Source organism: Streptomyces sp. NPDC041970 (assembly GCF_055588985.1).
The window spans coordinates 1-24,181 of the sequence record NZ_JBVJCD010000063.1 but is presented as its reverse complement, the minus strand read 5'-3'; the positions used below and the strand labels follow the sequence as shown (position 1 = coordinate 24,181).

Annotated in this window: 18 protein-coding genes; 15 read left to right on the top strand and 3 right to left on the bottom strand. The window is 70.5% G+C overall.

The annotated features are described in order from the left end of the window. The first annotated feature begins 607 nt into the window (after nt 1-607). The 11 genes from ACZ6EJ_RS23920 (at nt 608) to ACZ6EJ_RS23870 (ending at nt 14,107) form a co-directional block, all read left to right on the top strand. Nucleotides 608-889, top strand: coding sequence for a polyprenyl synthetase (locus ACZ6EJ_RS23920; protein WP_469269848.1), 282 nt, complete (start codon nt 608-610; stop codon nt 887-889). Further along, nucleotides 879-1,934 (top strand): polyprenyl synthetase family protein, encoded by a 1,056-nt coding sequence (locus ACZ6EJ_RS23915; protein WP_469269846.1) that lies wholly within the window; start codon nt 879-881, stop codon nt 1,932-1,934. Before ACZ6EJ_RS23920 ends, ACZ6EJ_RS23915 begins: the two co-directional genes overlap by 11 nt. 70 nt (nt 1,935-2,004) lie before the next feature. Further along, the gene (locus ACZ6EJ_RS23910; protein ID WP_469269844.1) at nt 2,005-3,168 is read left to right on the top strand and encodes an oxygenase MpaB family protein; all 1,164 of its coding nucleotides are present in this window, start codon (nt 2,005-2,007) and stop codon (nt 3,166-3,168) included. A 108-nt stretch (nt 3,169-3,276) separates the two neighbouring features. Beyond that, nucleotides 3,277-3,987, top strand: a complete 711-nt coding sequence (locus ACZ6EJ_RS23905; protein WP_469269842.1) for a HEAT repeat domain-containing protein — start codon at nt 3,277-3,279, stop codon at nt 3,985-3,987. Beyond that, complete coding sequence (locus ACZ6EJ_RS23900; RefSeq protein WP_469269840.1) at nt 3,981-5,081, top strand: MerR family transcriptional regulator; 1,101 nt, start codon at nt 3,981-3,983, stop codon at nt 5,079-5,081. Before ACZ6EJ_RS23905 ends, ACZ6EJ_RS23900 begins: the two co-directional genes overlap by 7 nt. Before the next feature lie 9 nt (nt 5,082-5,090). After that, nucleotides 5,091-5,474, top strand: coding sequence for a hypothetical protein (locus ACZ6EJ_RS23895; protein WP_469269839.1), 384 nt, complete (start codon nt 5,091-5,093; stop codon nt 5,472-5,474). Between the two features lie 20 nt (nt 5,475-5,494). Beyond that, entirely contained in the window at nt 5,495-7,555 is a 2,061-nt protein-coding gene (gene tap / locus ACZ6EJ_RS23890; RefSeq protein WP_469269838.1) for a telomere-associated protein Tap, read from the top strand. Between the two features lie 201 nt (nt 7,556-7,756). After that, nucleotides 7,757-8,524 (top strand): TnsA-like heteromeric transposase endonuclease subunit, encoded by a 768-nt coding sequence (locus ACZ6EJ_RS23885; protein WP_469269837.1) that lies wholly within the window; start codon nt 7,757-7,759, stop codon nt 8,522-8,524. Next, complete coding sequence (locus ACZ6EJ_RS23880) at nt 8,521-10,650, top strand: Mu transposase C-terminal domain-containing protein (protein WP_469269836.1); 2,130 nt, start codon at nt 8,521-8,523, stop codon at nt 10,648-10,650. The genes ACZ6EJ_RS23885 and ACZ6EJ_RS23880 overlap by 4 nt, the downstream gene beginning before the upstream one ends. Continuing rightward, nucleotides 10,647-11,777, top strand: coding sequence for an AAA family ATPase (locus tag ACZ6EJ_RS23875; protein WP_469269835.1), 1,131 nt, complete (start codon nt 10,647-10,649; stop codon nt 11,775-11,777). The genes ACZ6EJ_RS23880 and ACZ6EJ_RS23875 overlap by 4 nt, the downstream gene beginning before the upstream one ends. Continuing rightward, on the top strand, nt 11,774-14,107 hold the full coding sequence (locus ACZ6EJ_RS23870) for a TniQ family protein (RefSeq protein ID WP_469269834.1): 2,334 nt from the start codon (nt 11,774-11,776) through the stop codon (nt 14,105-14,107). The genes ACZ6EJ_RS23875 and ACZ6EJ_RS23870 overlap by 4 nt, the downstream gene beginning before the upstream one ends. A 42-nt stretch (nt 14,108-14,149) precedes the next feature. Here the strand turns inward: ACZ6EJ_RS23870 and ACZ6EJ_RS23865 are convergent, their stop codons facing one another. Both ACZ6EJ_RS23865 and ACZ6EJ_RS23860 read right to left on the bottom strand, forming a co-directional pair. After that, nucleotides 14,150-19,009 carry a tetratricopeptide repeat protein gene (locus ACZ6EJ_RS23865; protein ID WP_469269833.1) on the bottom strand — a complete coding sequence of 1,620 codons (4,860 nt, stop codon included), beginning with the start codon at nt 19,007-19,009 and terminating at the stop codon, nt 14,150-14,152. Nucleotides 19,010-19,053: 44 nt separating this feature from the next. Next, on the bottom strand, nt 19,054-19,572 hold the full coding sequence (locus ACZ6EJ_RS23860) for a hypothetical protein (protein WP_469269832.1): 519 nt from the start codon (nt 19,570-19,572) through the stop codon (nt 19,054-19,056). A gap of 487 nt (nt 19,573-20,059) precedes the next feature. On the opposite strand from ACZ6EJ_RS23860, the gene ACZ6EJ_RS23855 reads away from it, so the two are divergent. Further along, entirely contained in the window at nt 20,060-20,596 is a 537-nt protein-coding gene (locus tag ACZ6EJ_RS23855; protein WP_331762202.1) for a hypothetical protein, read from the top strand. A 292-nt stretch (nt 20,597-20,888) separates the two neighbouring features. After that, entirely contained in the window at nt 20,889-21,443 is a 555-nt protein-coding gene (gene tpg, locus ACZ6EJ_RS23850) for a telomere-protecting terminal protein Tpg (RefSeq protein WP_469269831.1), read from the top strand. Between the two features lie 51 nt (nt 21,444-21,494). Here the strand turns inward: tpg and ACZ6EJ_RS23845 are convergent, their stop codons facing one another. Then, a complete protein-coding gene (locus ACZ6EJ_RS23845) occupies nt 21,495-22,418 on the bottom strand; it encodes an NmrA/HSCARG family protein (protein WP_469269830.1) in 924 nt (307 codons plus the stop codon). Between the two features lie 102 nt (nt 22,419-22,520). Here ACZ6EJ_RS23845 and ACZ6EJ_RS23840 point away from each other — a divergent pair, with 102 nt between their 5' ends. Both ACZ6EJ_RS23840 and ACZ6EJ_RS23835 read left to right on the top strand, forming a co-directional pair. Continuing rightward, complete coding sequence (locus tag ACZ6EJ_RS23840; protein ID WP_469269829.1) at nt 22,521-23,141, top strand: TetR/AcrR family transcriptional regulator; 621 nt, start codon at nt 22,521-22,523, stop codon at nt 23,139-23,141. A 343-nt stretch (nt 23,142-23,484) separates the two neighbouring features. Beyond that, nucleotides 23,485-23,853: a hypothetical protein gene (locus ACZ6EJ_RS23835; RefSeq protein WP_469269828.1), complete on the top strand. Its 369-nt coding sequence runs from the start codon at nt 23,485-23,487 to the stop codon at nt 23,851-23,853. Nucleotides 23,854-24,181 lie beyond the last annotated feature (328 nt).

Genomic DNA, 24,181 nt, shown 5'->3' with positions numbered 1-24,181 from the left:
GGGCCGAAGGGGCGCCACTGCCGGACCACCTCGTCCGGCTCCGACCCGACCTGTGGCCTCGACGGCGACCTGATCACGCGTTCTGAACCGGACGCCGGTGAGCGGTCCTCGGCGTTGCGGGACAGCCCTTACGCCCTCGTGCGCGGCCAGTGGTGGCCGGGAGAGCGGGTCAGCCGAGGTAGTCCGTGCGGCCCCCCTCGTCGAGTGTGAAGGGGCCCTCGGGGATGACGCAGAACTCGTTGCCCTCGGGGTCTCCCAGCACTCCTTGTCGCCCGAGGGCGGTCACCTGCTGTCCCCGGACGACACATGGCGCTTCCCGATCTGACCGAACCCGAACCAGACCCCGGTGCGGCGGACGGGACGACCGTCCGACAGCCCACCGTGCCGGAGCGTGGTACTCCCGACTACGAAGCCGTCCGGCCCACCCTGTTCAAGCGGACGCACCGCAGGGCACACACCGGCAGTGCGGGCTCGAACACACCGACGAAGGATCACTCGTTCGTGAGTTCGCCCCTCTGTTCCGCGTCACCCCCCGAGAGTCTGGGCCCAGCGGCCGGGCGGCCCGATGACGGCGCCGCTCGTCGAGTCGCTGCGGAGGGGTGAGGGCATGGCACGGGAGACCCGAGAACGCAAAGGCCCGGACGGACAGGCGCTCCTGTTGGCCGCGGGGCTGGTGGAGCTGGCCGTCAGCACGCTGGGGACCGCCCTCGGCGCCGTGGGCGGCCTGCTGCGGCGTGCGGACGCCGCCGAGCTGGTGGCGGACGCCGAGCGGGACCTGGCGGCGCGCGGCCGCCTCGCGCTCGACCGGTACGCGTCCGCCCCGCCGGCCCATCTGGAGGTCCTGGCCCGGCGGGTCCAGGCCCGGAGGGCGGCCGTCGATGACGGCTGAGCGGGGCGGGAGCGGCGGTCTCAAAGCGCGCGTCGACGAGGTCCTGCGGCCCTTCGTCGCGGAGGAGGCGTGCCGGCTGGCCGCCATCGACCCCCTGCTGGGGCCGGTGGCCGACGAGGTGGAGGCCGCGGTCGCCGCTGGCAAACGCCTGCGGGCGGCGTTCTGCTACTGGGGCTGGCGGGCGGCCGGGCAACCGGACAGCGACGCCGCGGTACGGGCGGCCGCCGCCATGGAGCTGGTGCACGCGGCCGCCGTCGTGCACGACGACCTGATCGACGACAGCCCACTGCGGCACGGCCGGCCCACCGCCCAGATATCCCTGCGCGACGCCGTGGCGCGCCACCCGCAGCCCGCCGAGGCGGCCCGGTCCCTGGCGATGCTGGCCGGGGACCTTCTGATGTCGCTGGCGGGCCAGATGTTCGTCACCAGCGGCCTGCCCGCCGCCTACCTGGGCCGCGCCCGCCCGCTCTGGGCGTCGCTGGCCCGCGACCTGGTCGCCGGGGAGTGCCTGGAGATCCTGCACACCGGCGCCGCCCCGGACACGGCGGCAGCGCTGAAGGTCGTCCGCTACAAGACCGCCAAGTACACCGTCGAGCAACCGCTGTCGATCGGCGCCGTCCTGGCCGGGGCCGGGGAACGGCTGCGCGCGGGCTGCTCCGCGTACGGGGTGCCGCTGGGGGAGGCGTTCCAACTGCGGGACGACCTGCTCGGCCTGTTCGGGGACCCGGAGCTGACCGGCAAGGCCGGGGCCGACGACGTACGCGGACACCGGCCCACCGCCCTGCTCGCGGAGACCTGGCGGCTCGCCGGGGACGACGACCGCCGGCGGCTGCGTGCCCTGCTCGGCCGGGACGGCCCGGACCAGGAACGCCTGGAAGCCGTACGCGCCATGATGCGCCGGCTGAAGGCGCCCGAGCGCGTCGAGGCCATGATCACCGCACGGGTCGGCGACGCCCTGCACGCCCTGGACGACCTGCACGCCCCCGCCCCGGCCCACGCCGCCCTCACCGCCCTGGCGCACGCGGCGGCAGTCCGCCGTTCCTGACCGGAACACCGCCACGGCGCAGCCACGGCCCCACCGGTCCAGCGCGGACCCCGCAGACAAGGAGCACCCTGTGAGCTACACCGAGGCGTCGATGGACGCCCTGCGGCGGAGCGGCGACGAACTCGCCGACGCCACGGTCGCCACCCTCTTCGAGCGAGGGGAGACGGGGACCTTCAACACCCTGATGCGGTACGTCTCCACCGCCGGCGCGCCCCTCCCCGAGGGACTGCCCGACGTGGCGCGGGAGTACCTCAACGCCACCGCCGCCCCGCCGTCCTGGGTGGACTGGGACGAGATGGAGCGGGCCCGGCTGTTCTTCATCGACAACAACGTGCACATCTCCACCGCGCTGTCGTTCGCCTCCATGCCCGCCTGCTACCTCGTGCCGCACGTCGCGAAGCTGCTGTCGGCGACCCACAGCCTGGACTACCCCTCCAAACGGATGGCGGAGACCGGCCAGTTCACCGTCTACCTCATGCGGCCCGACGCGTTCGAGGCGGGCAGCCGCTTCATCCCCGCCGCGCAGAAGGTCCGCCTCCTGCACGCCTCCATCCGCCACCACCTCAGGCGCGAGGGCCGCTGGGACGTCCCGGCCGACGGCGTGCCGATCTGCCAGGAGGACATGATCGGGGGGCAGATGTTCTTCTCCCTGCTCGTCCTGGACAGCCTCCACCGCCTCGGCGTCCACCTGACCGAAGAGGGGGCCGACGCCTACTTCTACGCGTGGCGGGTGGTCGGCGCCATGCTCGGCGTCGACCAGGACGCCGCCCCCGCCTCCCTCGCCGAAGCCCGCCGGTTCCTCGACCTGTACATGCTCCGGTACATGGGGCCGTCCCCGGAGGGCGCCCTCCTGACCCGGCAGCTCATCGACCTCTACGAGGAGGTCGTGCCCGGCACCTTCTTCGCCCCGATCGTCTCCGCCCTCGTCCGCCACCTCGTCGGCGACACCTGCGCGGACTGGCTGGAGGTGCCCCGTACGTCCTGGGACACCGTCGCCAAGGCCGTCCCGCACCTCCTCGGCGTCCTGGAGACCATCGAGGACCGCTCGCCGCTCGGGGCCTGGGCCCTGGACCGGGTCGGACACCTCACCACCGTCCTGGAACTGTCCTCCCTCACCCGCGGACGCGTCATGCACTACGCCATCCCCGAGGAACTGAAGAAGGAGTACGGCGTCGCCACAGCCGCGCCACGCACCCGCCGCTGGACGCCCCCGGCCGCCACCGTCGTCGACTGACCGCCCCCTGCGGCGCGTCGCACGGTCGCACGGGAGGCCGGACGCCCAGCGGCACGGACTTGACCCTGACACAGTGGCAAGGTGTCCACTGGGGTGCAGGAGGTGGTCGTGACCGACACGGCAGATGCAACCCCGCGCAACCCCCGTCCGATCGCCGCCCTGGGCGCCGGGGACCCCTCGGTCCGGTTGCGGGCGGCCCTGGCGGCCGGGTCGGACCCCGACCCCGGCCTCCTGGAGGCGCTGGTCGAACGATGTGCCGTCGAACCGGACTTCTTCGTACGCGACACCCTCTCCTGGGCGCTCACCCGCCTCCCGCCGAAGACCACCCTGGCCCGGCTGCGCCGGGAACTGGACTCCGGGCGCGACCAGGCCCGCAGCCAGGCGCTGCACACGCTCTCCAAGATCGGTGACACGAGCGCGTGGCCCTGGATCACCCGAGCCGTGCTGCGCGACGGCGACGACGAGGTGGCGCGGACCGCGTGGCGCGCGGCCGTCGCCCTCGTGCCCGAGGACGGGAAGGAGGACCTGGCCGGCGAACTGGCCCGCCAACTCGGCCGCGGCGACCGCCAGGTGCGGCTGAGCCTGAGCCGCGCCCTCGTCGCCCTCGGCGAGGCGAGTGGGCCCGCCCTGGCGCGGGCCGCGACGCACGGCGACCCGGCGGCGGCCACGCACGCCCGTGCCACCGCACTGCTCCTGCGGAACCCGGAGACCGGTTTCGACGCCGCCGTCGGCGAGGCGGAGCGCCTCGCCGACGACGGCCCGGAACGACCCGCGGCCCCCTCCCGGACCGCCGGCCGCGGGGAGGGCCCGCCTTGCTGATCGGCGAGGTGGCCCGCCGCGCGGGAGTGAGCAGCCGGATGCTCCGGCACTACGACGCCCTCGGACTGGTGCGGCCGACCGGCCGCACCGGCGGCGGATACCGCGAGTACACCGCCGAGGACGTCCGCAGGATCTTCCACGTGGAGAGCCTGCGGTCCCTCGGGCTCTCGCTCAAGCAGGTCGGACGCGCGCTGGAGGACCCGGCCTTCACCCCCGCCGCCCTGGTCGGCGACCTCATCCGCTGGACGCACGACCGCCTGGAGCGCGAACGGGAACTGCTCGAACGGCTCCGCGCCATCGACGCCTCCGCGCCGACGAGCTGGCAGGGCGTCCTGCGCGTCGTCGAACTCCTGCACGGGCTCAACTCCACCAGCGCCGCCCGCAGACAGCAGGCCGTCCTGGCCCGGCCCGAGGGCGTACCGGTCCCGGCGGAGCTGCTGGCCGGGGCGGCGCTCGCCGAGACCGACCCCCATGTCGCGGGCGCCCTGCGCTGGGCGCTCGCCAGGGCAGGCGGCGAGGGCGCTGCGGTGCTGGCCGCCGGAGCGCGGGCGCGGGACGCCGGCACCCGGCGGCGCGCGGTCCTGGCGCTCGCGGAGATGCCCGACGCCCCCGGCGCCGCCCAGGCGCTCGCGGACGCCCTCGGGGACCCGGACGCGACCGTGCGCCGGCACGCCGCCCTGGCGCTGGGGAGCCGGGGCGTGCCCGAGGCCGCGCCGGCGCTCGTCGGCATGGTGGTCGAGGGCGCCGACGACGTCGGGGCGGCGGAAGCCCTCGCGACCCTCGCCCAGGACCCCGGACGCGCGGACCGGATCGCGGCCGCCCTGGTCGGAGAACTCGCCGCGCACGCCGAGGACTCGGCGGTACGGCTGCGCCTGGCCCAGGCGCTGGTCGAGCTGCCGGGCCCCGCCGCGCGGCAGGCCCTGCGCGGACTCGCCCACGACGCCGACCGCGCCGTGGCCCTCGTCGCCTCGGCCCGCACGGAGCAGCCGTCCCGGAGCCGGGGCGGCGTGGCGTGCGGCCCGCACCCGCAGGCCGCACACCACGCCCCGACGCAACGGAACAACAAGACATTGTTCGGTTGCCGCACGCGGTAGAGTGCCCCCATGACACCTGATCCGCGCCGGCAGGCCCGCGACCGGCTGTCCGGACTGCTGGAACCCGGACGGGACGCGGAAGCGGCGCCCGGCCTCCAGCACGACGTCCTGCTCGTGGCGCGCCTGCTGGCGGCGGCGACCGCCCAGCGGGACGAGGGCGGACAGGGCGCGGCCGTGACCGGGGACCAGGTCGCGGCGGCCCTCAGCCTCTTCGACGGTATGCGCGAGCAACTGGACCGGATGGAGACCGAAGTGGTCTTCGAGGCGAGGCGCCACCAGATGGACTGGCGGCAGATCGCCGCCCACCAGGGCCTGAACTCCTCCCAGGCCGCCTCGCAGCGCTATCAGCGGCTCGTGACCCGGCTCGAAGAGATCCGTCGAGGCGTCCGGTAGCCGAAAGAGGGATGACGCACATGACGGATCGCCCCGATGAGCTGTTCACGGCCATCGACTCCCTGCTCGCCGCCGTCGACGAGGGCACGGTGCTGCCCGTACCGGCCGAACGGGTACGGCTGCGGGAGGCCGCCGGGCTGACCCCGGCCGCCGTCGCCCAGGCCCTGGGCGTACGCGTGCCGAGCCTCACCGCCTGGGAGGCCGGCCGCGCCGAGCCCAAGGGGGAACGCCTGGAGGCCTACCGCCGGCTCCTCGACGGCCTCGCCCACCGCTACCCCGCCCGGCGGGCGGCCCCCGCCGCTCGGGCGCAGGCGCCCACGTCCGCCCTCCGGGCGGAGACCGTCGCACCACCGGCCGCCCCCACCGCCCCGGCCGGCCCGCCCGCGGTACAACCGCCCTCGCACCCTCCGGTGGCGAAGAGGCCCGGTCGCGCACCGGCCGACGACCTGCGGTTCCCGCACGGACCGCTCGCGGTGCTGGACGGCGACGGCTGCGCGTACGGCGTCGACGGCATCGTGCTCGACTGCCCGGCGCGCACGGTCCCGGAGCTGGTGGAGTGGACGCTCGGGGAATCCGGCCTCGGGGCCGCGCGACTGCACCGCTACGGCAAGGACGCGGACCCGCTGGTCGTCCTGACCGCGGCGGCCGCCGTGAAGCTGGGACTGCCGGAGCGGCTGGAGGGGCACGAGCAGCGCCGCTCCCTGCGCCTGCCGGAGGACCACCCGGTGGTCGAGCAGGTGGTGAAGGCCAAGTGGCGGCTGACGCAGCGCGGGTTCGGCCCGTGGGCCCGCATCTACCGCCAGGCCGCCGGGAACCAGCGCCAGTGCGTGCAGCTCGCCCTCCTCTCGTGGGACGCCCTCGACGAGCGCTCCTGGCCGGGCGTCGCCCGGATGGAACCGGCCGACATCGCCCGTGTCCTCGGCGTCTACGCCCGGCGGGTCATCACCCCGCGCGGCTCGACGGCCGTCTCCGGGCTGGAGCTGATGACGGCGCTGCGCCCGCCGACCCGACCCGTCAGGGACCCGTCCGGGAACTGGGTCTCCGGACACAACCCCGGCTCGCTGGGCGCCGAGGCCATGGACCCGGCGCCGCCGGAGGCCCGGCCCGAGCACCCCGTGGCCCAGGGCTGGCGGGGCGGCTTCCTCGACGAGGAGGCGTACCAGTGGGTGCGCGAGGTGCCCCTGCTGACCGACGAGGAGTGCCTGCTGCCCCACGCGGTCGGGCTCGACCTGAACACCGCGTTCCTCGCCGCCGCGGCCAGGCTCCCCGTGGGTCTCTCCGCGCCCGAACACGTCCACGCCCCGGCGTTCGACCCCAAGACCCCCGGCTGCTGGCTGGTGGACCTCTCCGGCGTCGAGCTGGATGCGCGCCTGCCCTCGCCGTTCACGCCTACCGGCGAACGCCCGACCGGCCCGGCCTGGTACGAGACGCACACCGTCGCCTACGCGCGGGAGCTCGGCTGCGACGTCCGCCCCGTCGAGGCGTTCCTGCGCCGGGAGTGCGGGGCGTATCTGGACCCGTGGCACGACCGCCTCAAGAGCGCGTACGTCGATACGCTCGCGGATCTCGGCGTCACGAAGGACCTCACCGACACCGCGTTCCTCGCGGCGATGGAACGGCACCGCGAGGTCGACCCGGCCCTGGCCGCGGTCCTCACCGCGATCAAGAGCACCGTCAAGGGCGGTATCGGCAAGCTCCGGGAGGGCCCGCAGGGCAAGCGGTACCGCGACGGCGACCCGTGGCCGGCGCTCCAGCGGCCGACCTGGCGCCCGGACATCCGGGCCGCCGTGATCAGCAGGGCTCGGGTCAACATGCACCGCAAGCTGCTGAAGACCGCGGACACGACGGGCCTGTACCCGCTGGCCGTGCTGTCCGACTGCGTCGTCTACCCCGCGCCGAGCACCAGCCCCGTGGACTTCCTGCCCTACGCCGAACCCGGTCGGCCGCAGCCGGGCGGATTCCGCCTCGGGCCCTCGCCGGGCCTGGCGAAGGTGGAAGGCGTCCGACCGATGCTGTGGGCGGTCGACCTGATGGAGAAGGGCCTCAACCCGGCCCGCCACATCAAGGGCGGTGACGTGTAGGTACTCGGAATTCGCGTCATGTTCTCGCGAGCGATGACCTCTGAATAGCACTTATGACGCGGTGCTGAGATTCCCAGCTCGGAAGGATCACCCTTTCGAGTGATCGAAAGTGCGTGTGATCGTTCGCACCGCAGTGCTCGTGTAACTGTCCTGCGATCAAGGGCAGTTACACGAGCGCTGGGGTTGACGATGGATGTAGAGGTGTGTGTTCGGCTTGCCGAGGAGGAGGCGTCTGAGGGCCTTGCCTGGGAGTCGGTGCCGTTGGAGATGCTGTACGCGGCTGAGCCGTGGCGGACGTTCCGCTGGTACATGGGGCAGAAGCACTACTCGGGTTCGTACTGGTCGAGTACGCAGTCGGATCACGTGATCTACGAGTCGCGGCTGGAGCTGGCACGGCTGCTCTACGCGGACTTCGACCGGGATGTGACGGCGATCGTGGCCCAACCCTTCTTGCTGAGGGCCAAAGTGGACCCCGTGCTGCGCCGGCACATCCCGGACTACCTGCTGGCTACCACGGCAGGCCCGTTGGTCGTCGACGTCAAGCCACGGCACCGGGCGGCCAAGCCGGAGCACGCGTTCACCTTCGCCTGGACCCGCAAGGCGGTCGAGTCCCGCGGCTGGCACTACGAGGTGTGGAGCGAACTGCCGGACGCCGAGCTGGCCAACGTCCGGTTCCTCGCGGGCTACCGCCGCGACTGGCTGTTCGAGCCGGACCTGACCGAGGAGATACACGACCAGGCGGTGGAGGAGGAGTCACCGCCTGAGCGGCTGTTCGACCCGGCGATCCTCGGCGAAGTGCGCGACCGGGTCGTGGACGGGGACACGCTGGGAGAGGCGTTCGACTGCCTTCCCGGTCGTCCAGCTCCGCTGGTCCGGGCCGGGGTCCTGCACCTGCTCTGGAAACAGCAGTGGCTGACCGACCTGAGCGTTCCCCTGAGCGCCCGCAGCGTGCTGAGGACGGCGTCTTGAGCCGGGCTGCGGTGCGCGTGGGAGTGGGAAGCCGCTTCTCCTACAACGGCGAGGTCGTCGAGGTGGTGGAATTCGCCAGCACGCAGGCGGGCGGCGAGGTGGTCCTCAAGGACGGTCTGGGCCGGCTGCTGCGGCTGGCCGTCAAGGAACTGCTGCTGTCCGACCGCGCTCGCATCATCCCGGACGGGCCGGGGCCGGCCTCCGACGATCCGCAGGAGACAGCGGCGGTGTTGCTGGACCAGCTGGACGCCAGCGAGCGGGAGCGGGTGCTGGAGCGGGCCGCGCATGTCCGGGAGGTGCTGACCGGGTTCCGCAGCGGCAGCGAGGAACTGCCGGCCGTGGGGGAGCCTCGTGCTGCCTATACGGCGGGCGAGCCGTTGGAGAGCCGGTACGCGGCGAAGGCGGCCGAGCTCGAGGTGGCGACTCGCACGGTCAAGCGGTGGGTCGCGGCTTTCCGCCAGGACGGTGAAGCGGGACTGGTGCCGGCCCGCAGTGGGCCGCGTTCGGGGCATCGGAACGCGGAGCCGTGGTCGGAGGCGGCGCTGGAGGTGATGGTCGAGCACACGGGCCAGTCCAAGCCGTCGCGCAAGATGGTCATCGAGCGGACCCGGGCCCGGCTGCTGGCCAGGGGCTTTACGGAGGAGGATCTGCCCAGCCGGGCGACCACTTACCGCCTCCTGGAGGATCTGGAGCGGCGTCATCCGACGTTCCGGCTGAGTACGAAGCGGAACCGGGACATCGCCGCCCGGCCCGGTGGCGTCTACGGGAAGTTGCGGCCGACCCGGCCGGGCGAGTACCTGCTGATGGACACCAACCGACTGGACGTCTTCGCCCTGGACCCGGTCACACTGCAGTGGCTGCAGGCGGAGCTGACCGTCGCAATGGACTGGTACACGCGCTGCGTCTTGGGGATCAGGATCACGCCGGTGTCGACGAAGGCCGTCGACGCCAGCGTCGCCCTCTACCAGGCGTTCCGCCCCCGCCCCGCGGGGGAGGGGTGGCCGGCGCACGCTCTCTGGCCCGAGCACGGCTTCCCGCGATCGGTGCTGATCGACGTCACGGCGTTGGAGGGGCCGATGCGCTCGGCGGCGTCGCCGGCGCTGGTGCCGGAGACAGTGCTGGTCGATCACGGCAAGGTGTTCGTCTCGGAGCATCTGACCAGCGTCTGCCGCCGGTTGGGGATCTCGGTGCAGCCGGCCCGGTTGCGGACGGGCCGCGACAAGGGCCCGCTGGAAAGGTTCTTCCTGACCCTGCGCGAAGACCTGCTGCAGGCCCTGCCCGGCTACAAGGGCCCCGATCTGCACTCGCGCGGCGAGCGCCCCGAAGGAGAGGCGTTCTTCTTCCTCCACGAGCTGGAGGCGATCATCCGCGAGTGGGTGGCCTGCGTCTATCACCACCGGCCGCACACCAGCCTGATCGATCCAGGGGTGCCGGGGCTGCGGATGTCGCCGGCGGCGATGTTCGAGCACGGGCTGAACCGAGCCGGCTACATCGAGGTCCCGCGCGATCCGGACCTGGCGTTTGAGTTCCTGCGGGTGGAACGGCGCAAGATCCAGCACTACGGCATCGACCTGGACGCCCGCCGCTACAACGGCGCCGCCCTGGACCCCTACCGCGGTCTGCTCAGCGGCGAGCGGGACGGCAAGTGGCCCATCGCGGTGAACCCGGACGACATCAACGCGGTCTACTTCCGCGATCCCGCGAGCCGCAGGTGGCATGCGCTGGCCTGGGAACACGCACCGGGCCGGGACATGCCGGTGAGCGAGGAGGCCTTGCAGTTCGCCCGCCGCCTGGCCGCGTCCCGCGACCGGTTCCCGGACGACAAGGCCGCGGTCCGGGACCTGTTCGAACGCTGGAACCTCGGGCTGGGCACCACGCTGGTCGAGCGCCGGATGGCGCTGCGGCTCGCCCGGGAACAGGCTGCCCTGGACCTGCCCGAGCCCGAAGAGAGCGTCGCGACGCTGCCGAGCGTGAGACGCCTCATGGACTTGCCGGATGCGGCAGAACCCCAACTCGCGTCCGAGGCCGCACAGGAGACCGGCGACGACGACACGGCTGACGAGGCCGAATTCGTGGAGCTCGAAGACGACAGCGACTTCTACTCGGGCGCTCTGGAGGACGCGTGAACAGCGAGGGCACCTGGACGCCGGGAGACTCCCACCGCCTGGACGCGCTGACGCTCTCGCGCAAGGAGGGCTGGGCGGCGTTCGCGGAAGCCGCACCGCGGACACGGCCGGAACTGCTGCCGCACAGCGAGTACATGGCGCTGGGCGAGCGCGCGAAGGCGGAATATGACCAGGCCCGGCGGATCTGGCACGCGAACCTCGGGCCGCTGCGGACCCCGCAGCTGGCCGAGCTGCACGAGGACTTGTGGGACATCCTCGACAGCAACCAGCAGGACGGCGACCAGCCCAAGGGCGCCGTCGCGGTGGACGCCTTCCCCGGACTGGGCAAGACGACCGCGGTGCTGGCCTTCGCCCGGGACTTCCACCGCCGGGAGATCGCCGAGGGCGGCGCGTTCACCGCCGGCGGGCACGAACGGCTCCCCGTCTGCCGGGTGGGCCTGACCGGGAACACCGGGATGAAGGACTTCAACCGGGCGATGCTGGAGTTCTTCGGCCACCCCGGCCGCACCACCGGCACCACAGCGCAGTTCGCCCAGCGCGCACTGGACTGCGTGCTCTCCTGCGATGTGAAGCTGCTGATCGTCGACGACCTGCACTTCCTGCGCTGGAGGGCGACCGGCGGCGTCGAAGTGAGCAACCACTTCAAGTACGTCGCGAACGAGTTCCCGGTCACATTGCTGTTCGTCGGGGTCGGCCTGGCCAAGCGCGGACTGTTCTCCGAGGGAGAGTCCTACGACAACGCGGTCCTGGCCCAGACGGGCCGGCGCACGACCCGCCTGGACATGGGATCGTTCGAACTGGCCACCGACCAGGGCCGCAGCCAGTGGCGCCGGCTGCTGCTGGCGCTGGAGAAGCGCCTGGTCCTGCGCGGCACCTACCGCGGCATGCTCGCCGACGACCTGTTCGACTACCTGTTCATCCGCTCCAGCGGCCACATCGGCTCGCTGATGACTCTCATCAACCGCGGCTGCCAGCGAGCCGTCCGCACCGGCGCCGAGCGTCTGGACGAGGAACTTCTGAGCCGTGTCAAGATCGACCAGGCGGCGCACCTGGCCCAGGACGACGTACGCAATCTCCTGAAGGGACAGCGCTCCCGACGGACCCGCCAGAAGGCGGCCCGCCGGTGACGCACGCGCGGACCCTGCCGATCCGCCTCGCCCCGCAGCCGGGCGAGGCACTCGACTCCTGGTGGGAGGCGATCGCCCACCGACTGGGCACCACCACCGGCGACGTCCTGGCCTCGATGGGCCTGCTGCCCCGCGGATCCGCCCGGCCGGTGGACTCGGGCATCCTGAGGCGCCTGGTTACCCTTCTCGACGCGGACCAGGCGGCGGCCATCTCATGGTCGGCCGGCCCCGCCCCGGCGCAGGCACACGCCATGACCCTGGCCCGCTACGACAGACGGGCCCACGTGGTCGACGCACAGCGGCGACGGGTCGAGGCGAGACATGTCTGGGGGCGGGCCCGCGGGTCTCGCTACTGCCCGGCCTGCCTGGCCGCAAGCGGCGGCAGATGGCGGCTGAGCTGGAGACTCGGCTGGTCCTTCGCCTGCCTCGATCACCGCCTGCTGCTGGTCGACGCCTGCCCCCGCTGCAACCGCATGCCGCGGCACTTCCCAGCGACCACCCGGCACCCGCTCACTCCGGGCCGCTGCCACAGCCCTTCGGAGAACGATGCCCCGCCGGCGCGCTGCGGCCAGCCGTTCGAGGAGGTTCCCGCACTCACGCTCGCCGCGACCGGACCCGTGATCGCCGCCCAGAAGCTCATTGAGGAGGCCATCGCCTGCAATCGGGCCGGCTTCGGCGTCTACCAGGATCGTCCCCAGCCCAGCCTTGCGCTGTTCGGAGATCTTCGGGCGCTGACCTGCGTTCTGCTTCGCCGCGTCCCTGAACCCGACCGGCTGGCGGGCTTCGTCCCGCCGGAGATCCTGGCGCTGCACCGGCAGGCCCTGCCCAAGAAGCGGCGGTCCTTCGACCCCGTCGAGGAGACCCGTCCGGGACGGCTTGCCCCGCAACGGGCCGCAACTGCCGCCCTCGCAGTCAGCACGGCCCTGCACATCCTCGAGCACGGCGACATCCACGAGGCCGGAGCCGCTCTTCGCAACCTGATAAGCGACACCGAAGGCACCATCCCGCTCAAGGTCGCACACCGATGGGCCCACACCAGCCCGGTTTTTGACGCGATCCAACTCGCGGCCCTCGCACCCCGCCTCAAGGGCACTGACCAGTTGCGTTACCGCACCGCGGACCAGCTGCCGAGCAGGCCCGGCCGCTCGGCGGCAACGCGGGTCGCCGAGCGGGCCCGCAAGATTCCGACGCAGCTCTGGCCGGCCTGGTCCGCCCGGCTGAGTCCCCAGAACGGGGCTCTCTCGCGCACCATCCGCCCTGCCCTGTCGTGCTACCTCCTGTTGATCGGGGGCACCGGGGACTTCCCCGCGGCGGCCCGCCTCCTGCATGCACCGGTGGAAGACAGGCTGGGATCTCACATGACGTTCCGGCTCACGAAGCGGGGCCACTTCAGGGGCATCAGTCTCGGCCTGTCCGTGCTGGCGGACTACCTCGACCAGGAAGGATCGCCGATCGACTACGACCGCCGCCGCACGGTCGACTACCGAAACCTGCTGCCGCTGGACACCTGGACGCAGCTCTGCCGGGACATCGGATTCGAGGCCGGCGGAGTACGGCGCCACCAGTTCGCCCGAGCGCTGCTGTTCGAACGGCTCAGCGGGCTCCCCTCAACCCTCGCCCCGGCCGCCTACGCGCCCAGCACCACGGAACTTCGGACCATGCTGCGGACCTTCGAAACAGATCTCACCCCGGCGCTGATGAGCCAACTCGAAGGACACGCAGCCGAGTTCCTCACCGATCAGGGAATCCGCAACGAACCTCTCTCCTGGCAACCTCCGACGGACATCATCCGCGATCTTGAGCTGCCCGGGTGCGATTTGCGGGGCATCGATCCCGGCATGCTCCACCGCCTCATCAGGGACGAATGCCTGACGACAGCACAGGCCGCCCGCCGCCTGGGCGTCAGCCATGACGCTGTTCGGTTCGTCTTGCAGGAGCAGCCGGCCCCTCCCGGGGAGGCGAAGAGCGCGAAGTGGGAGAGAGGAGCGACTGTTCGCCGGGCTCGCGCGACTCTCCCCAGGGAGAAGCTCGCACGCTTCTACCTCGGCGAATACCGCTCGCTCAAGTGGATCGCGGAGCACGTCGACGTGAACGTCGAGGCGATCAAGGTCCTGGTCCGCGAATACGGCATGAAGCGCGACGGCAAAGCGACCCGCTGGCGCCAGATCGATCTCGACTGGCTCCGCGACCAACGCGCCGCTGGACGCACCTGCCGCGAACTCGCAGAGGAGACCGGCTTCTCGCTCGGAATGATCAGCTACCTGGGTCGGCGGCACGACCTTCCCGGTCGCCGGTCAACGGCCGATCGGGCAGCCAGGCGAATGCGGTGAAAGCGCCGGGCGCGATGACGACACATTGCAGCTTCCGTCTGGTCACGGCGGCGGGAGAGACGTCCAGGGGTCACCCGATCCCTCACACTTGCGGATGTTCTTCACGGTAGCGGACATCCTTGCGTGACTGTTGCCGTGGACGGCGCGGACTTCGGCCAGGAGAAGGGTCAGGACGGCCGTTGCACTGGCTGTGTCTCCCTCCTGAACCAGTGAGAAGCCATGATTGTGCCGGACAATCAAGGACAGGTCGGCACCGCGGCCGAGCGCTGTCTCAACCCGGGATACGAGACGCTCGAACTCGGCTGCGGCCCTGCGAACAGCCCGGGGAGCACCGGACTTGGCCAGCCTCAGCAGCACCATGTTCCGGATGGCCAGCGTCTCCATGTCGTCCGACCCATGGCGCTGCTCGTATGTGTCAGCCAATGCCAGTGCTTCTACGTCGTCGCCGGTCGCCGCCGCCCACTGGGCATGGAGGTGCAGTGCGCGGGCGGTGACCGGATCATCCTCGCCCAGGGATTCGGCCGCTGATTGGTGCAGCGCGCCGAGTCTCGCTGCGGCGTCCACAGGATCCCCGAGCAAGCCGGTCACTTCGGCGAGGCGGATGCGGATATTCAGTGTCAGCGGGTGTTGCTCGCCGAGACCGGCGGACGCCGTCTCTGCGAGCTCGGTCAGTTCGTCGACGTCGGTCTGTTCGGTGGTAGTTACGGTGCGCCACCAAAGCGTCCGTGTCCATGCGGCGAGCGTCCATGCGTGGTCGCGGCTGAGGGCGATGCTCAGGCGGTCGGTGAACCCACGGTAGAGCTGGGCTCCTCGGGCTGGGCCAAGGTCGGCGGCGGCAGCGTCCAGGTCGTGGATGATCCAGTTGAATGCCGTTTCCGATTGCGGGTGGTCGGTCCCGAGGAGCCGGATCACATCCCCGAGCACTTCCTGGGACAAGCGTGCGGCGTCCCCCGGTCGGCCGCGGGTTTTGAGCGTGTCCGAGCAACGGCGTGCTCCGGCGAGCGTTGCGGCGACCTCCGCGTGCATGGGTCCCGCGCGGCGGACAACGGCGTCGAGGAGGTCGCGAAGTTCTACGCAAGCGCTCTCGGGGTCGGCTCCGGGGTGCGCCGAGTCAGCCAGCCACCGGGCGGCTGAGCGCCGCGCCCGCAGCGTATCGATGTGATCTGTACCCAAGACGTGGGCGCGTTCGCGTGCCAGCGACCGCTGTTCGCGCTCGGCGCGTGCCGGATCGCCGGAGCCTCCGCGCGCGTTGGCAAGGATGAATCGCGCGAAGAGGGCCTCGGGTGAGTCAGAGCCCCGGGCTTCCGCGAGCCGCTCGGCCAACGCCGCGACCTCGGTTACCGTCGGGCGGAAGTCGCGGGTGGCGCACCCGCGCCAGTCGGCCAGGCGCACCCGCGTGCTGAGCTCGGCAACGCCGCCTTCGTGGCCCTGCCTCACGATTTCGTCTCGGAGCGTGATGAGCGCGTTCACAGCGCCTAGCGGGTCACCGGCGCTCCCGGCCTCCCAAGTCCACTCATGGGCGAACCCTGCGAGGCGCTGGGTTCGGGGAGCGTTTGGGCCCCACACCTGCGCCGGCCACGCCCACGCCGCAGCGGCAAGAGCGGCGGCCGGAAGGGGACCCTCGTCGGTGTATGCCTGGTGTGCGCACGCGGCGATCCAGTCGTCTAAGGCGCCGAGAGACTCGTGCTCGACTCCGAGAACGGTCGCGGTGTCCACGAGGAGCGCGCCGAATGCCGCGGCGGCTGCGCTGTGGCGGCTCGCGAGGTGCAGAGCGTGGGCATGGGCGTGCCGAGCGGTGCGGGTCTTCTCGTCGAGTGGGCCCAGGGCGCGGGTGAAGGCTGCAACGACATCGTCGAGCTCCTGCGCCGCTTCCGCAGGTACACCGACCTGGCTGCGGAGGGAAGCGAGAATGGTCCTAGCATTCAGGGTGTCCGGTTCGTCCCATCCCAATGCCTCCGCCATCTCCTGCAGGAGGAGGGCGAAGTGCGGGATGGCGTCCGTGGGGGTGTCCTGCGGGGCGCCCCAGAGATAGAGATCGCCGCGCATGTTCAGCACGTGCCGGTGCAGCGCCCCCAACACCTCGGTAGCGCAGGTCACCAGCACGTCGATCGCGGCGGCCGCACCGGTTCGGTCGGCGGCTGCGGTCTTCTGGAGAAAGTCGTGGCAGTCGTCGACCAGCCGCGCCGCGGTGTCAGTGCCACCAGCGGCCGCCGAGGCCAGGGATCGCCGCAGCACGTCAGCCGCCGCATCCGGCCTGGACACCTTGAGGCACGACGACACAAGCATCATGGTGATCATGGCACCCGGGACGCTGCCGAAGCCGACGTCCGGACCTCCGGGCGGTGCAGTGTCTGCTCCGGGCGGTCGTTCGATACCGAGCTTGCCGAGATCCTGAAGGACCTGCAGCGCCTGGGAGGCATCTGCCTTCTGCGTGCCTCCGAACAACGAGATGATGTGGTGCATGGCCTCAGCGATCGAGTCTTCGCCGCGCAGCATCCGCCCCAACGCCCGCATGAAGTCAACGTCGCGAGGGGAGTTATCGGAGAAATCGGCGGAAACTCGCGCGGCCACCGCGTCCATGGTGGTTCCCAGCGCGGCGAGTTCCGGATCGGCGACGTGTTCGGAAGGCTCGAAGCCGGGGGCCTGCGTAACCTCCCGCACGTGATTCATCACGCTTCCGAGCACCGCGTAAAAATCTGTGGTCACGGCGACCGACGCAGCCGAGCCCAGTATCCGTTCCGCGTCTGCCCGCACAGCGGCGAGCTCGTCCACGGCTTCCGGGACGCCGTTCCACACCCGAAGCATGGCCAGATCGGCCCGCGTGCGGAGCACATCCGGAAGGCTGGAGCCATCGAGCGCGGCCACGGGCTCAAGCATGCGCAACGCAGGCAATGCCGCAGCGTAGTTCCCTCGCTCCATGTGCAAGGCGAAAAGGGCACGCGCGCATGCGATGGTTTGTGGGTGGTTGCTGCCGAGGGCGTCCGCCATGGCACGCATCACCTGGTCATACAGCTGTGCCGCCTGGTCGGGATCACCGGAGCGGAAGTACCAGTAGGCGATCGATCGCTGGGTCACCAAGGCGCCGACGTCCCGGCGTCCGTACAACCAGGCCTGATCGGCAGCGGTTCCTTCCAGCAGCGCGATAGCGCGCTCGTGTGCGCCGGATTCGCCGTACCAGCGGGCGGTTCGCATGTGCACGTTGATGGTCCGCCAGTCCGAGGCTCCGAGTGCGGCCTCGTGACGTCGGCTCAGCTCCTCAAACTCGGCCACCGCGCCGGCGGCGTCGCCGTCCGCACCGGTCAGGTGCGCCAGCAGGACACACGCTTGCAGGGTGGCAGGCCCGTCCTCGCTGAAGGCCTGCGTCAACCTGGGCAGCAGCGCGGTCAGCTTTGCACGGGCCTCGATGCGGTCGTCGGCGTCGATGAGGAACTGCGCCTCGGTCAGGCATACATCCAGGGTCCGCGGGTCGTCGTGGCCAAAGCGAAACTCGCATTCCGCCCGGTGCTGCCCGAAGAATTCGGCTGCGGCCTTCTGGTACCCGGCCTCCGCAAGCCCGAACCCGATGGCTAGCGGCAAGGAACTGGGCTGCGGATGCCACAGGGCGTCACCCGCGACGGTCAACAGGTGCTTGGCGTTGGCCCGCATCCGTGCACCCTCCGGGAGGTGCTGCGGGAACATGCCCCATACGCCGTCAACTGCGTTCAGACATACAGCGAACCGCGCATCGGCCTGCTCAGCCGTGAATTGCTCGCAAACGACACGCTGGACCAGGGAGTGTACGCGCACCTGCTGGTGCGGTCCGCCCGTGGCTTCGTCTGCGAAGTCCAGGAGGTTGAGGCGACGAAGTACCTGCAGGGCGTCGGCAACCTCGTCTCGGGTGACGAAGCGGGCGGCGTCGGCCCCGATGCAGTCCAGCCCGGCGGCCCGCGCTCGCTCCTGGGACAGATGGTCGCAAACTGCTGGGGCGGTCAGTACCGCCAGGGGGATCCCGCCGGGATCGAGGCAGGCGGCAAGGTCCAGCAGCGGACCGGCCATGCCCACCGGCTCCGAACGGTTCGCGAGCTCCACCGACATCGACCATGTCGCGGTGATGACGTGATGCCCGTCGCGCAATTCGTCCGGGCCGGGCATGGATGCGGATAAGAGCCGTTCGCGGAGTCGCCGCCGATACTCATTGCAGGACAACTGGTTGTCGACGATGTATGCGGCCGCTTGCGCCAACGCCACAGGGAGTCGATCCAGATCGGCGGCCAGACCGGCGAAATCGGACATGGTCCCTGACCCGCGGGGACTCAGCACTGCCGACAGATATGCCACCGCCTCGGCACGCGTGTACAAGTCGACCGGCCAGAGCTCCCGCCCTTGCTCACCGAGGACCGCGCTGCGGTGCCGCGTCGTCGTCACAGTCACACAGCCCGGACGCGTCGGCGGCCACAGCTCGCGCAAGTCGGCAGGGTCGGCCAGGTTGTCCAGGACAACCAGCCAGGGCCGGTCGGTTGTGTGGAGCCAGCTCAGGAACCGCCGCGCAGCGGCCTCGGGCTCGGGTTCGGCGAACCCGGTGATCGCGAAGGCCGCGTTCGCGTACCTCGTGACCACGTCGAGCCGCGAACCCGCGTCACACCACACCACCAGATCGGCCTGCCGCCCGTCCCAGACTCGGTGGGCGAAGTCGGTGGCCAACTGGGTCTTTCCGACCCCGACGGCTCCGCTGAGGACGACACAGCCGCCCCCTTCGGCGCCCGCCAGCTCGGTGAGTTCACCCGACTGTCGCCGCTCCTGGAACGCATGTGCCCGCGCCGGCAACGGGCCGAGCATCATCGGCCACTCCGGCACGTGGGACGGCAGTACTACTTGCTCGATGTGCTGCGCGGCCACACCCGTGCCCGCGGCATAAATGTTCAAGGGCCCGTGGCCGTACCCCGAGAGGCCACCGGTGCGGTGGCTTGCTACGAGTCCGCTGGCCTCCCAGCCGCTCCCGGAGGGTTTGTCGGGTTCACCGCCCCATTGATTACCCCGGCCGCCACTCCGCTTTGGGTCGCGGTAATCTTCACGTCTCCGGCCGCCGCGAACCCGCGGTCGCCGGCGACGGCGCCCGATCCGCCGTGGGTCATCAACCCCGCCCCTTGCTGCGCTACCCGCGCGGCCTCAGACAGTACCTCTGCGATGCGCCGCTGCTCGTCCTCGTCTGCGGACTCCAGCAGCCCGACGAGCCGACGGGTCCATGCCTCGCTGACGCTCTGCGTCAACTCGGTGCCACTGCCCGCTTGCTCGGCCTCCGCCAGCGCTGCCCCGTCGCGCTCGAGCAATTCGACGGTCATGTCCACCACAGGGTCGGGATCAGTTCCCCCGCGCCCGAACAGCCGGGCGATCCGGTCCCTGACCACCGTCCACACATCTGTCCCGGCCGCCTGCACCACGGCCATCCCACCCGCGCCGGCCGCTGCCGATAGCGCCTCCACCAACACAGAACCCTCCCGTGAAGCCGTAGATCCGCCTTGCTGGTCCGGGCCGATGCCCGTGCAACGACAACATACGGGGCCGACGGCCCGGTTCCCGCGTGACGTCAGCGTAACGGGGGACCAAGTGCTTGATACCCGCTTCCGCGATGCTGACGGCCCACATACGGTGCCCGCTGCGAAGGATCCACACGGTCGTGGCAGTCCTCTCCGGTGCCGACTGCAGCATGTCCGCAACGATGACGATCGTGGGTGACGTCGTCTATCTGGTCGACGTGATCACCGGTTCCGCCGCCACCCTCACCTCGCCCGACGGTGTCTAGGACGTGCGCGAGTGCGGTCTGGTGGTGCCGCCGTGCTGCTGTCCAGGGAGAGGTCGATCTCCTTCCAAGATGTGATCCCTCCATACCCCGTTATAGCGGGGGTGCAGGGTCTATCCTGAACAGGTCGCCTCACCTCTCCAACCACCCATGAGGCGGCCTGGCAGGGAGGTGCGATGATTCAGATCACTCTCGGCAAGAACAAGGACGTCGACCCGAACAGTGATCCTCTCCAGCGTTCACAGATCGGCTGGAGCGACGGACTGTCCGACCGGCAGCTCCATGAGATCGCCCGCGGAGTCTGGGTGATGCCCGGATCGCGCGTCCAACGAGAGCGGTTCGCGGTCGTCAACGGCGGCGGGATCATTCGCCAGGCCATGGAGATCGACCGGGTTGTCGACGTCCCCGGAGGGCGACGGGCCTTCGAAGGCCGCATCCTCGGCCCCGGGCATCCGGTCCACGACCATTACGTTGGCAAGCCCGCCCCGAACGGCGCCCAGCAGAACCCCATCACCTACTTCGACTCCCCCCTGGGCAACCGTGAGTGCAACTGCGGATGCGGCAAGCCCATTAGCCGGGGCGACTTCCTTCCCGGCCACGACCAGCGAGCCATCCACGAGAGGATCGCCCGCGTCGGAACCGTGATGGACTTCATCACCTGGTTCGACCAGACCTGGAAGCCGGAACAGGACCAGCGAGACGACGCCGCGTGAGGAAATGCCACCGAAGCGAGACGGAAACTGCGGGACATTCGATGAGACAGCAGCACAAGCAGCAGGTCACCGCAGTCACGAATGACAACGGCGGCCGGAACCTACATGACGCCGTCCTCGACGAGGGCGAGTAACCCGCACCCCCCACACCCCTCCCGGCCAGAGCGAAGAAGGCACCGTGCCCGACATGACCACCCCCGCCGCACCGCCGCGGCCCCTGCCCTCCGCCCATGCCGCCGGTGCCCGGGCGGTGCGCCGGCGCACCGGCGGGCCCGCGGACGGGAGCTGACCGATGGGGGAGATCGAGGACGCCATCGAGCGGGCCGACCGGGAGGGGTTCACCCGGCAGCCGCCCAAGACCCTCCAGGGCCGGGTCGCCTACCTGCTGCGGCAGTTGGGCAGCGCGAAGGCGGTCGCGGCGGAGCTGGGCGTCACAGCGGACTCCGTCAACCGCTACCGGCGCGGCGCCCGCCGGAACCCGCCGGAGCACATCGCCGCGAAGATCGACGAAGCCGTCCGCTCCCGCTGGCAGCCCCGCGTGCGCAGACGCCGCCGCGAACAGGCCGCCGCCGCCGGCATCACGGTCGAGACGCGGGCCCGCTTCGGCTACACCGCGCCCGTCGGCACGACCGACGACGGACGCTTCCGCCGCCTGACAGTCCGCCTCCCCGCTCCCTACGCGCAACGCCTGTTCGACGCCCGCGACAGGGGCGCCGGGGACCGGGAGCTGCGCGGGATCATCGCCGAGGGCTTCAAGGACGTCTACTTCCAGGACGCCGGCAGCCGTGCACCGGGACTCTCCGACGTCGAGATCAACGACATCGACTACCTGGATCTCGACTACTGAACCACCACCGGCGGCAAGCGCGACGCCGGCGCCCCATGGAGCCGAAGCACGTCAGCGCCGGACACCCCTGGGGGGTGCCAACTGCTCGTCCGCCCACTCGGCGAAGGTGGTGAGCGGGATGCCCAACTCCTGGGCGAACTCGGGACGGGCGGGCTGGAGGACCTCGTTGTTCCACTCGTGTCCGGCTCCCCACTTCGGCATCCCCGCGGCGAGGGCCTCTTCCACGTTCATGGAAGGCGCGGTCACGAGCACGCGCCAGGCGGCGGACAAGGTGCGCGCGATCTGCTCCATCGTGCGCAGGTCACCGGCCAGTTCCAGTTCCACCCGGTGGAACCGGTCGGGATCTCGCAGGGCGTGCGCCGCGGCCGTGCCGATGTCCCGCACGGCCACCAGGGCCAGTTCGGTGTCGGGCTTCAGCACGGTCAGCAGTCCGCCACGGGGCCCCTTGGGCGTCAGCAGGAGCAGGTTCTCCATGAAGAAGGCGGGCTTGATCACCGTCCAGCGGGCGAAACCCGCACCGCGCACCGCTTCCATGATCGCCTGCTTGGTGTGGAAGTAGTCCGCCATCGCCGCCCAGCGGCCCTCGGCCCAGCCGGCGACCCGGGTGTGTGCACCGACTCCACTGGTCGAGGACTGCACGAACTGAGGCACTCCTGCGGCCTTCGCCGCGTCCACCAGGTTCGTGGCCTGGGCGAGTTCGCTCGCGAAATCCACGCTGGTCTCGGTCATGGGCGGCATCTGCACCGAGAACACCGCGCGGACCCCCTCGACCGCCGGGCCGAGGGAGGCCCGGTCGGAGAGATCCGCCCTCACCAGTTCGGCGCCCAGCGCCTCGATCGCACGGGCGGGCTTCGAGCTCGGATCGCGCACGAGCGCACGTACGGGCGCCCCGGAGGCCAGAAGTGCGCGAGCCGTGGCTCCGCCTTGCCGGCCGGTGGCGCCGGTGACCAGGACGATATCGCTGCTACCAGGCATGGTTGCTGCTCCTCGCGGACCGGAGAGGCAAAACGGCGGGGGTCGCCGTTTTGTGTTGCCGCTAAGATATGGCGGGGCCCGCCGTTTAGCAATGAGGAGATCATGACCGGTCAGCGCTCGGACGCCCGACGCAACTACCAGCGCATCCTCGCCGTCGCCGAAACCGAGGTCGCCGCGCGGGGGGCCGAGGCGTCCCAGGAGCAGATCGCCCGCATCGCGGGTGTCGGCTCGGCGACCGTGCGTCGTCACTTCCCCACCCGCCGGGCCCTGCTCGAAGCCGTCTTCCAGGAACGCGTCGAGGGCCTGTGCGAGCGCGCCCACCGGCTGAGTGCGACCGAGGACGGCCGCACCGCACTCCTGGAATGGCTCCACGCCCTTGTCCTCTACGCCGTCTCGGCCCGCGGATTCGCCCATATCCTCAGCTACGAGCCTCCCACCGAGAATCCCTCCCCGAATAGCTGTGGCGGCAGAATCGAAGCGGCAGGAGATCCTCTGCTCCAGCGCGCCATCCGCGACAAGGCGGTTGCACCGCACGTCACTTTTCACGACCTGCTGACCCTCGCCGTCGGCATCGCCCTGGCCACCGAGCACCACGCGGTCCCCGAGGTCCAGGCCGATCGCCTCTTCCGCCTCGCTGTGGAAGGGATCAGCCCTGCACAGGGCACAGCCGGGGTGCGGGAATTCCCGCCTTTCGGTCCGGGTGGCAGGAATTCTGCCGAATGAACGCGTGCGACACGTGGGGTGCCTGATGGGTGACGACCGGACTGGTCGCGGGCGACTCGGACGAGGAAGTGGCTCCGCCTGATCCAGGAAGCCCAAGTACGCGTTCGATCACTTGCGGCTTCGGTCTTCCGCCGCTCGATCTTTGCTCGGAGCCGGGCCGTTGTTTGTAGCGGTGTTTCCGCCACGCATTTCCCTTCGGGGCGTGAAGGAGACTCGGTCGGCTGAACCTGAACGAGGCAAACGCTTTACGGGACGAATGATCGACATGCGGTCGTGGAATTGCTGCTGTAGCGTGGAAGTCGGGCCACGTTGAAGCCTCTTTGCGCACGATTGGTCAAGGCAGATGATCGCCATTCATGTCCTATCTTTGGAATGCATCAAAGTCGCCTATAATGCATTTGGGTTCGGTAGCAGTTATAACGTCTCCCTTGTAACGAACAACGCGTCTTACCGGGGCCCTTGGTACATGGACGATGGCGAGAAAGTCGACATCGGCTCCTATAGCTTCGGGATCGATCCCGACACCCCGAACACCCGCTGGATATACCACCTAGAGTTTTCCAACGCACTCTTTCGGCAGGAGACACAGACAACCACTGTTTGGCGTGCGGAATACGAAGACCTGAGCGACTTCCTGTCGGTTGAACGCACTTTTCACTTTGATGGTGAGGGAGACTACGTACTCACCTACATGTTCGACGACGTATTGTAGGCGCTCGCCGCGCGTGGACATTTAAGGGCATGACCGCAGCGGCTATTCGCGCCAATGCGGGCAGGCGACTTTCTGCGGCCCGGCTGGACGGGTCTCATGTTGTCGTTTCCGCCCGGTACGCCTCCACTGTGGATACGTTCCAGCGGAGCACCTGGTTACTGCCGTGCCGAATCCGTCCCCGCACGTAAGATCCGTTCCAGCTCTTTGCAACCGAGGGGCAAGCCTAGATATTAATCCGAAACGGTTCGGGTTCTGGGTCGTTGGTGGGGTGTGAGCGATCTGGTGGGGGACGCGCGGCATCTGTCGCCGTCGGCGCAGGAGGCCCTGC

Bases quoted from the DNA above. Each gene is read 5' to 3' on its own strand.
- ACZ6EJ_RS23835 (WP_469269828.1), top strand. From the start codon at position 23,485: ATGATCGCCATTCATGTCCTATCTTTGGAATGCATCAAAGTCGCCTAT.
- tpg (WP_469269831.1), top strand. From the start codon at position 20,889: ATGGGGGAGATCGAGGACGCCATCGAGCGGGCCGACCGGGAGGGGTTC.
- ACZ6EJ_RS23895 (WP_469269839.1), top strand. From the start codon at position 5,091: ATGACACCTGATCCGCGCCGGCAGGCCCGCGACCGGCTGTCCGGACTG.
- ACZ6EJ_RS23920 (WP_469269848.1), top strand. From the start codon at position 608: ATGGCACGGGAGACCCGAGAACGCAAAGGCCCGGACGGACAGGCGCTC.
- ACZ6EJ_RS23845 (WP_469269830.1), bottom strand. From the start codon at position 22,418: ATGCCTGGTAGCAGCGATATCGTCCTGGTCACCGGCGCCACCGGCCGG.
- tap (WP_469269838.1), top strand. From the start codon at position 5,495: ATGACGGATCGCCCCGATGAGCTGTTCACGGCCATCGACTCCCTGCTC.
- ACZ6EJ_RS23840 (WP_469269829.1), top strand. From the start codon at position 22,521: ATGACCGGTCAGCGCTCGGACGCCCGACGCAACTACCAGCGCATCCTC.
- ACZ6EJ_RS23915 (WP_469269846.1), top strand. From the start codon at position 879: ATGACGGCTGAGCGGGGCGGGAGCGGCGGTCTCAAAGCGCGCGTCGAC.
- ACZ6EJ_RS23855 (WP_331762202.1), top strand. From the start codon at position 20,060: ATGATTCAGATCACTCTCGGCAAGAACAAGGACGTCGACCCGAACAGT.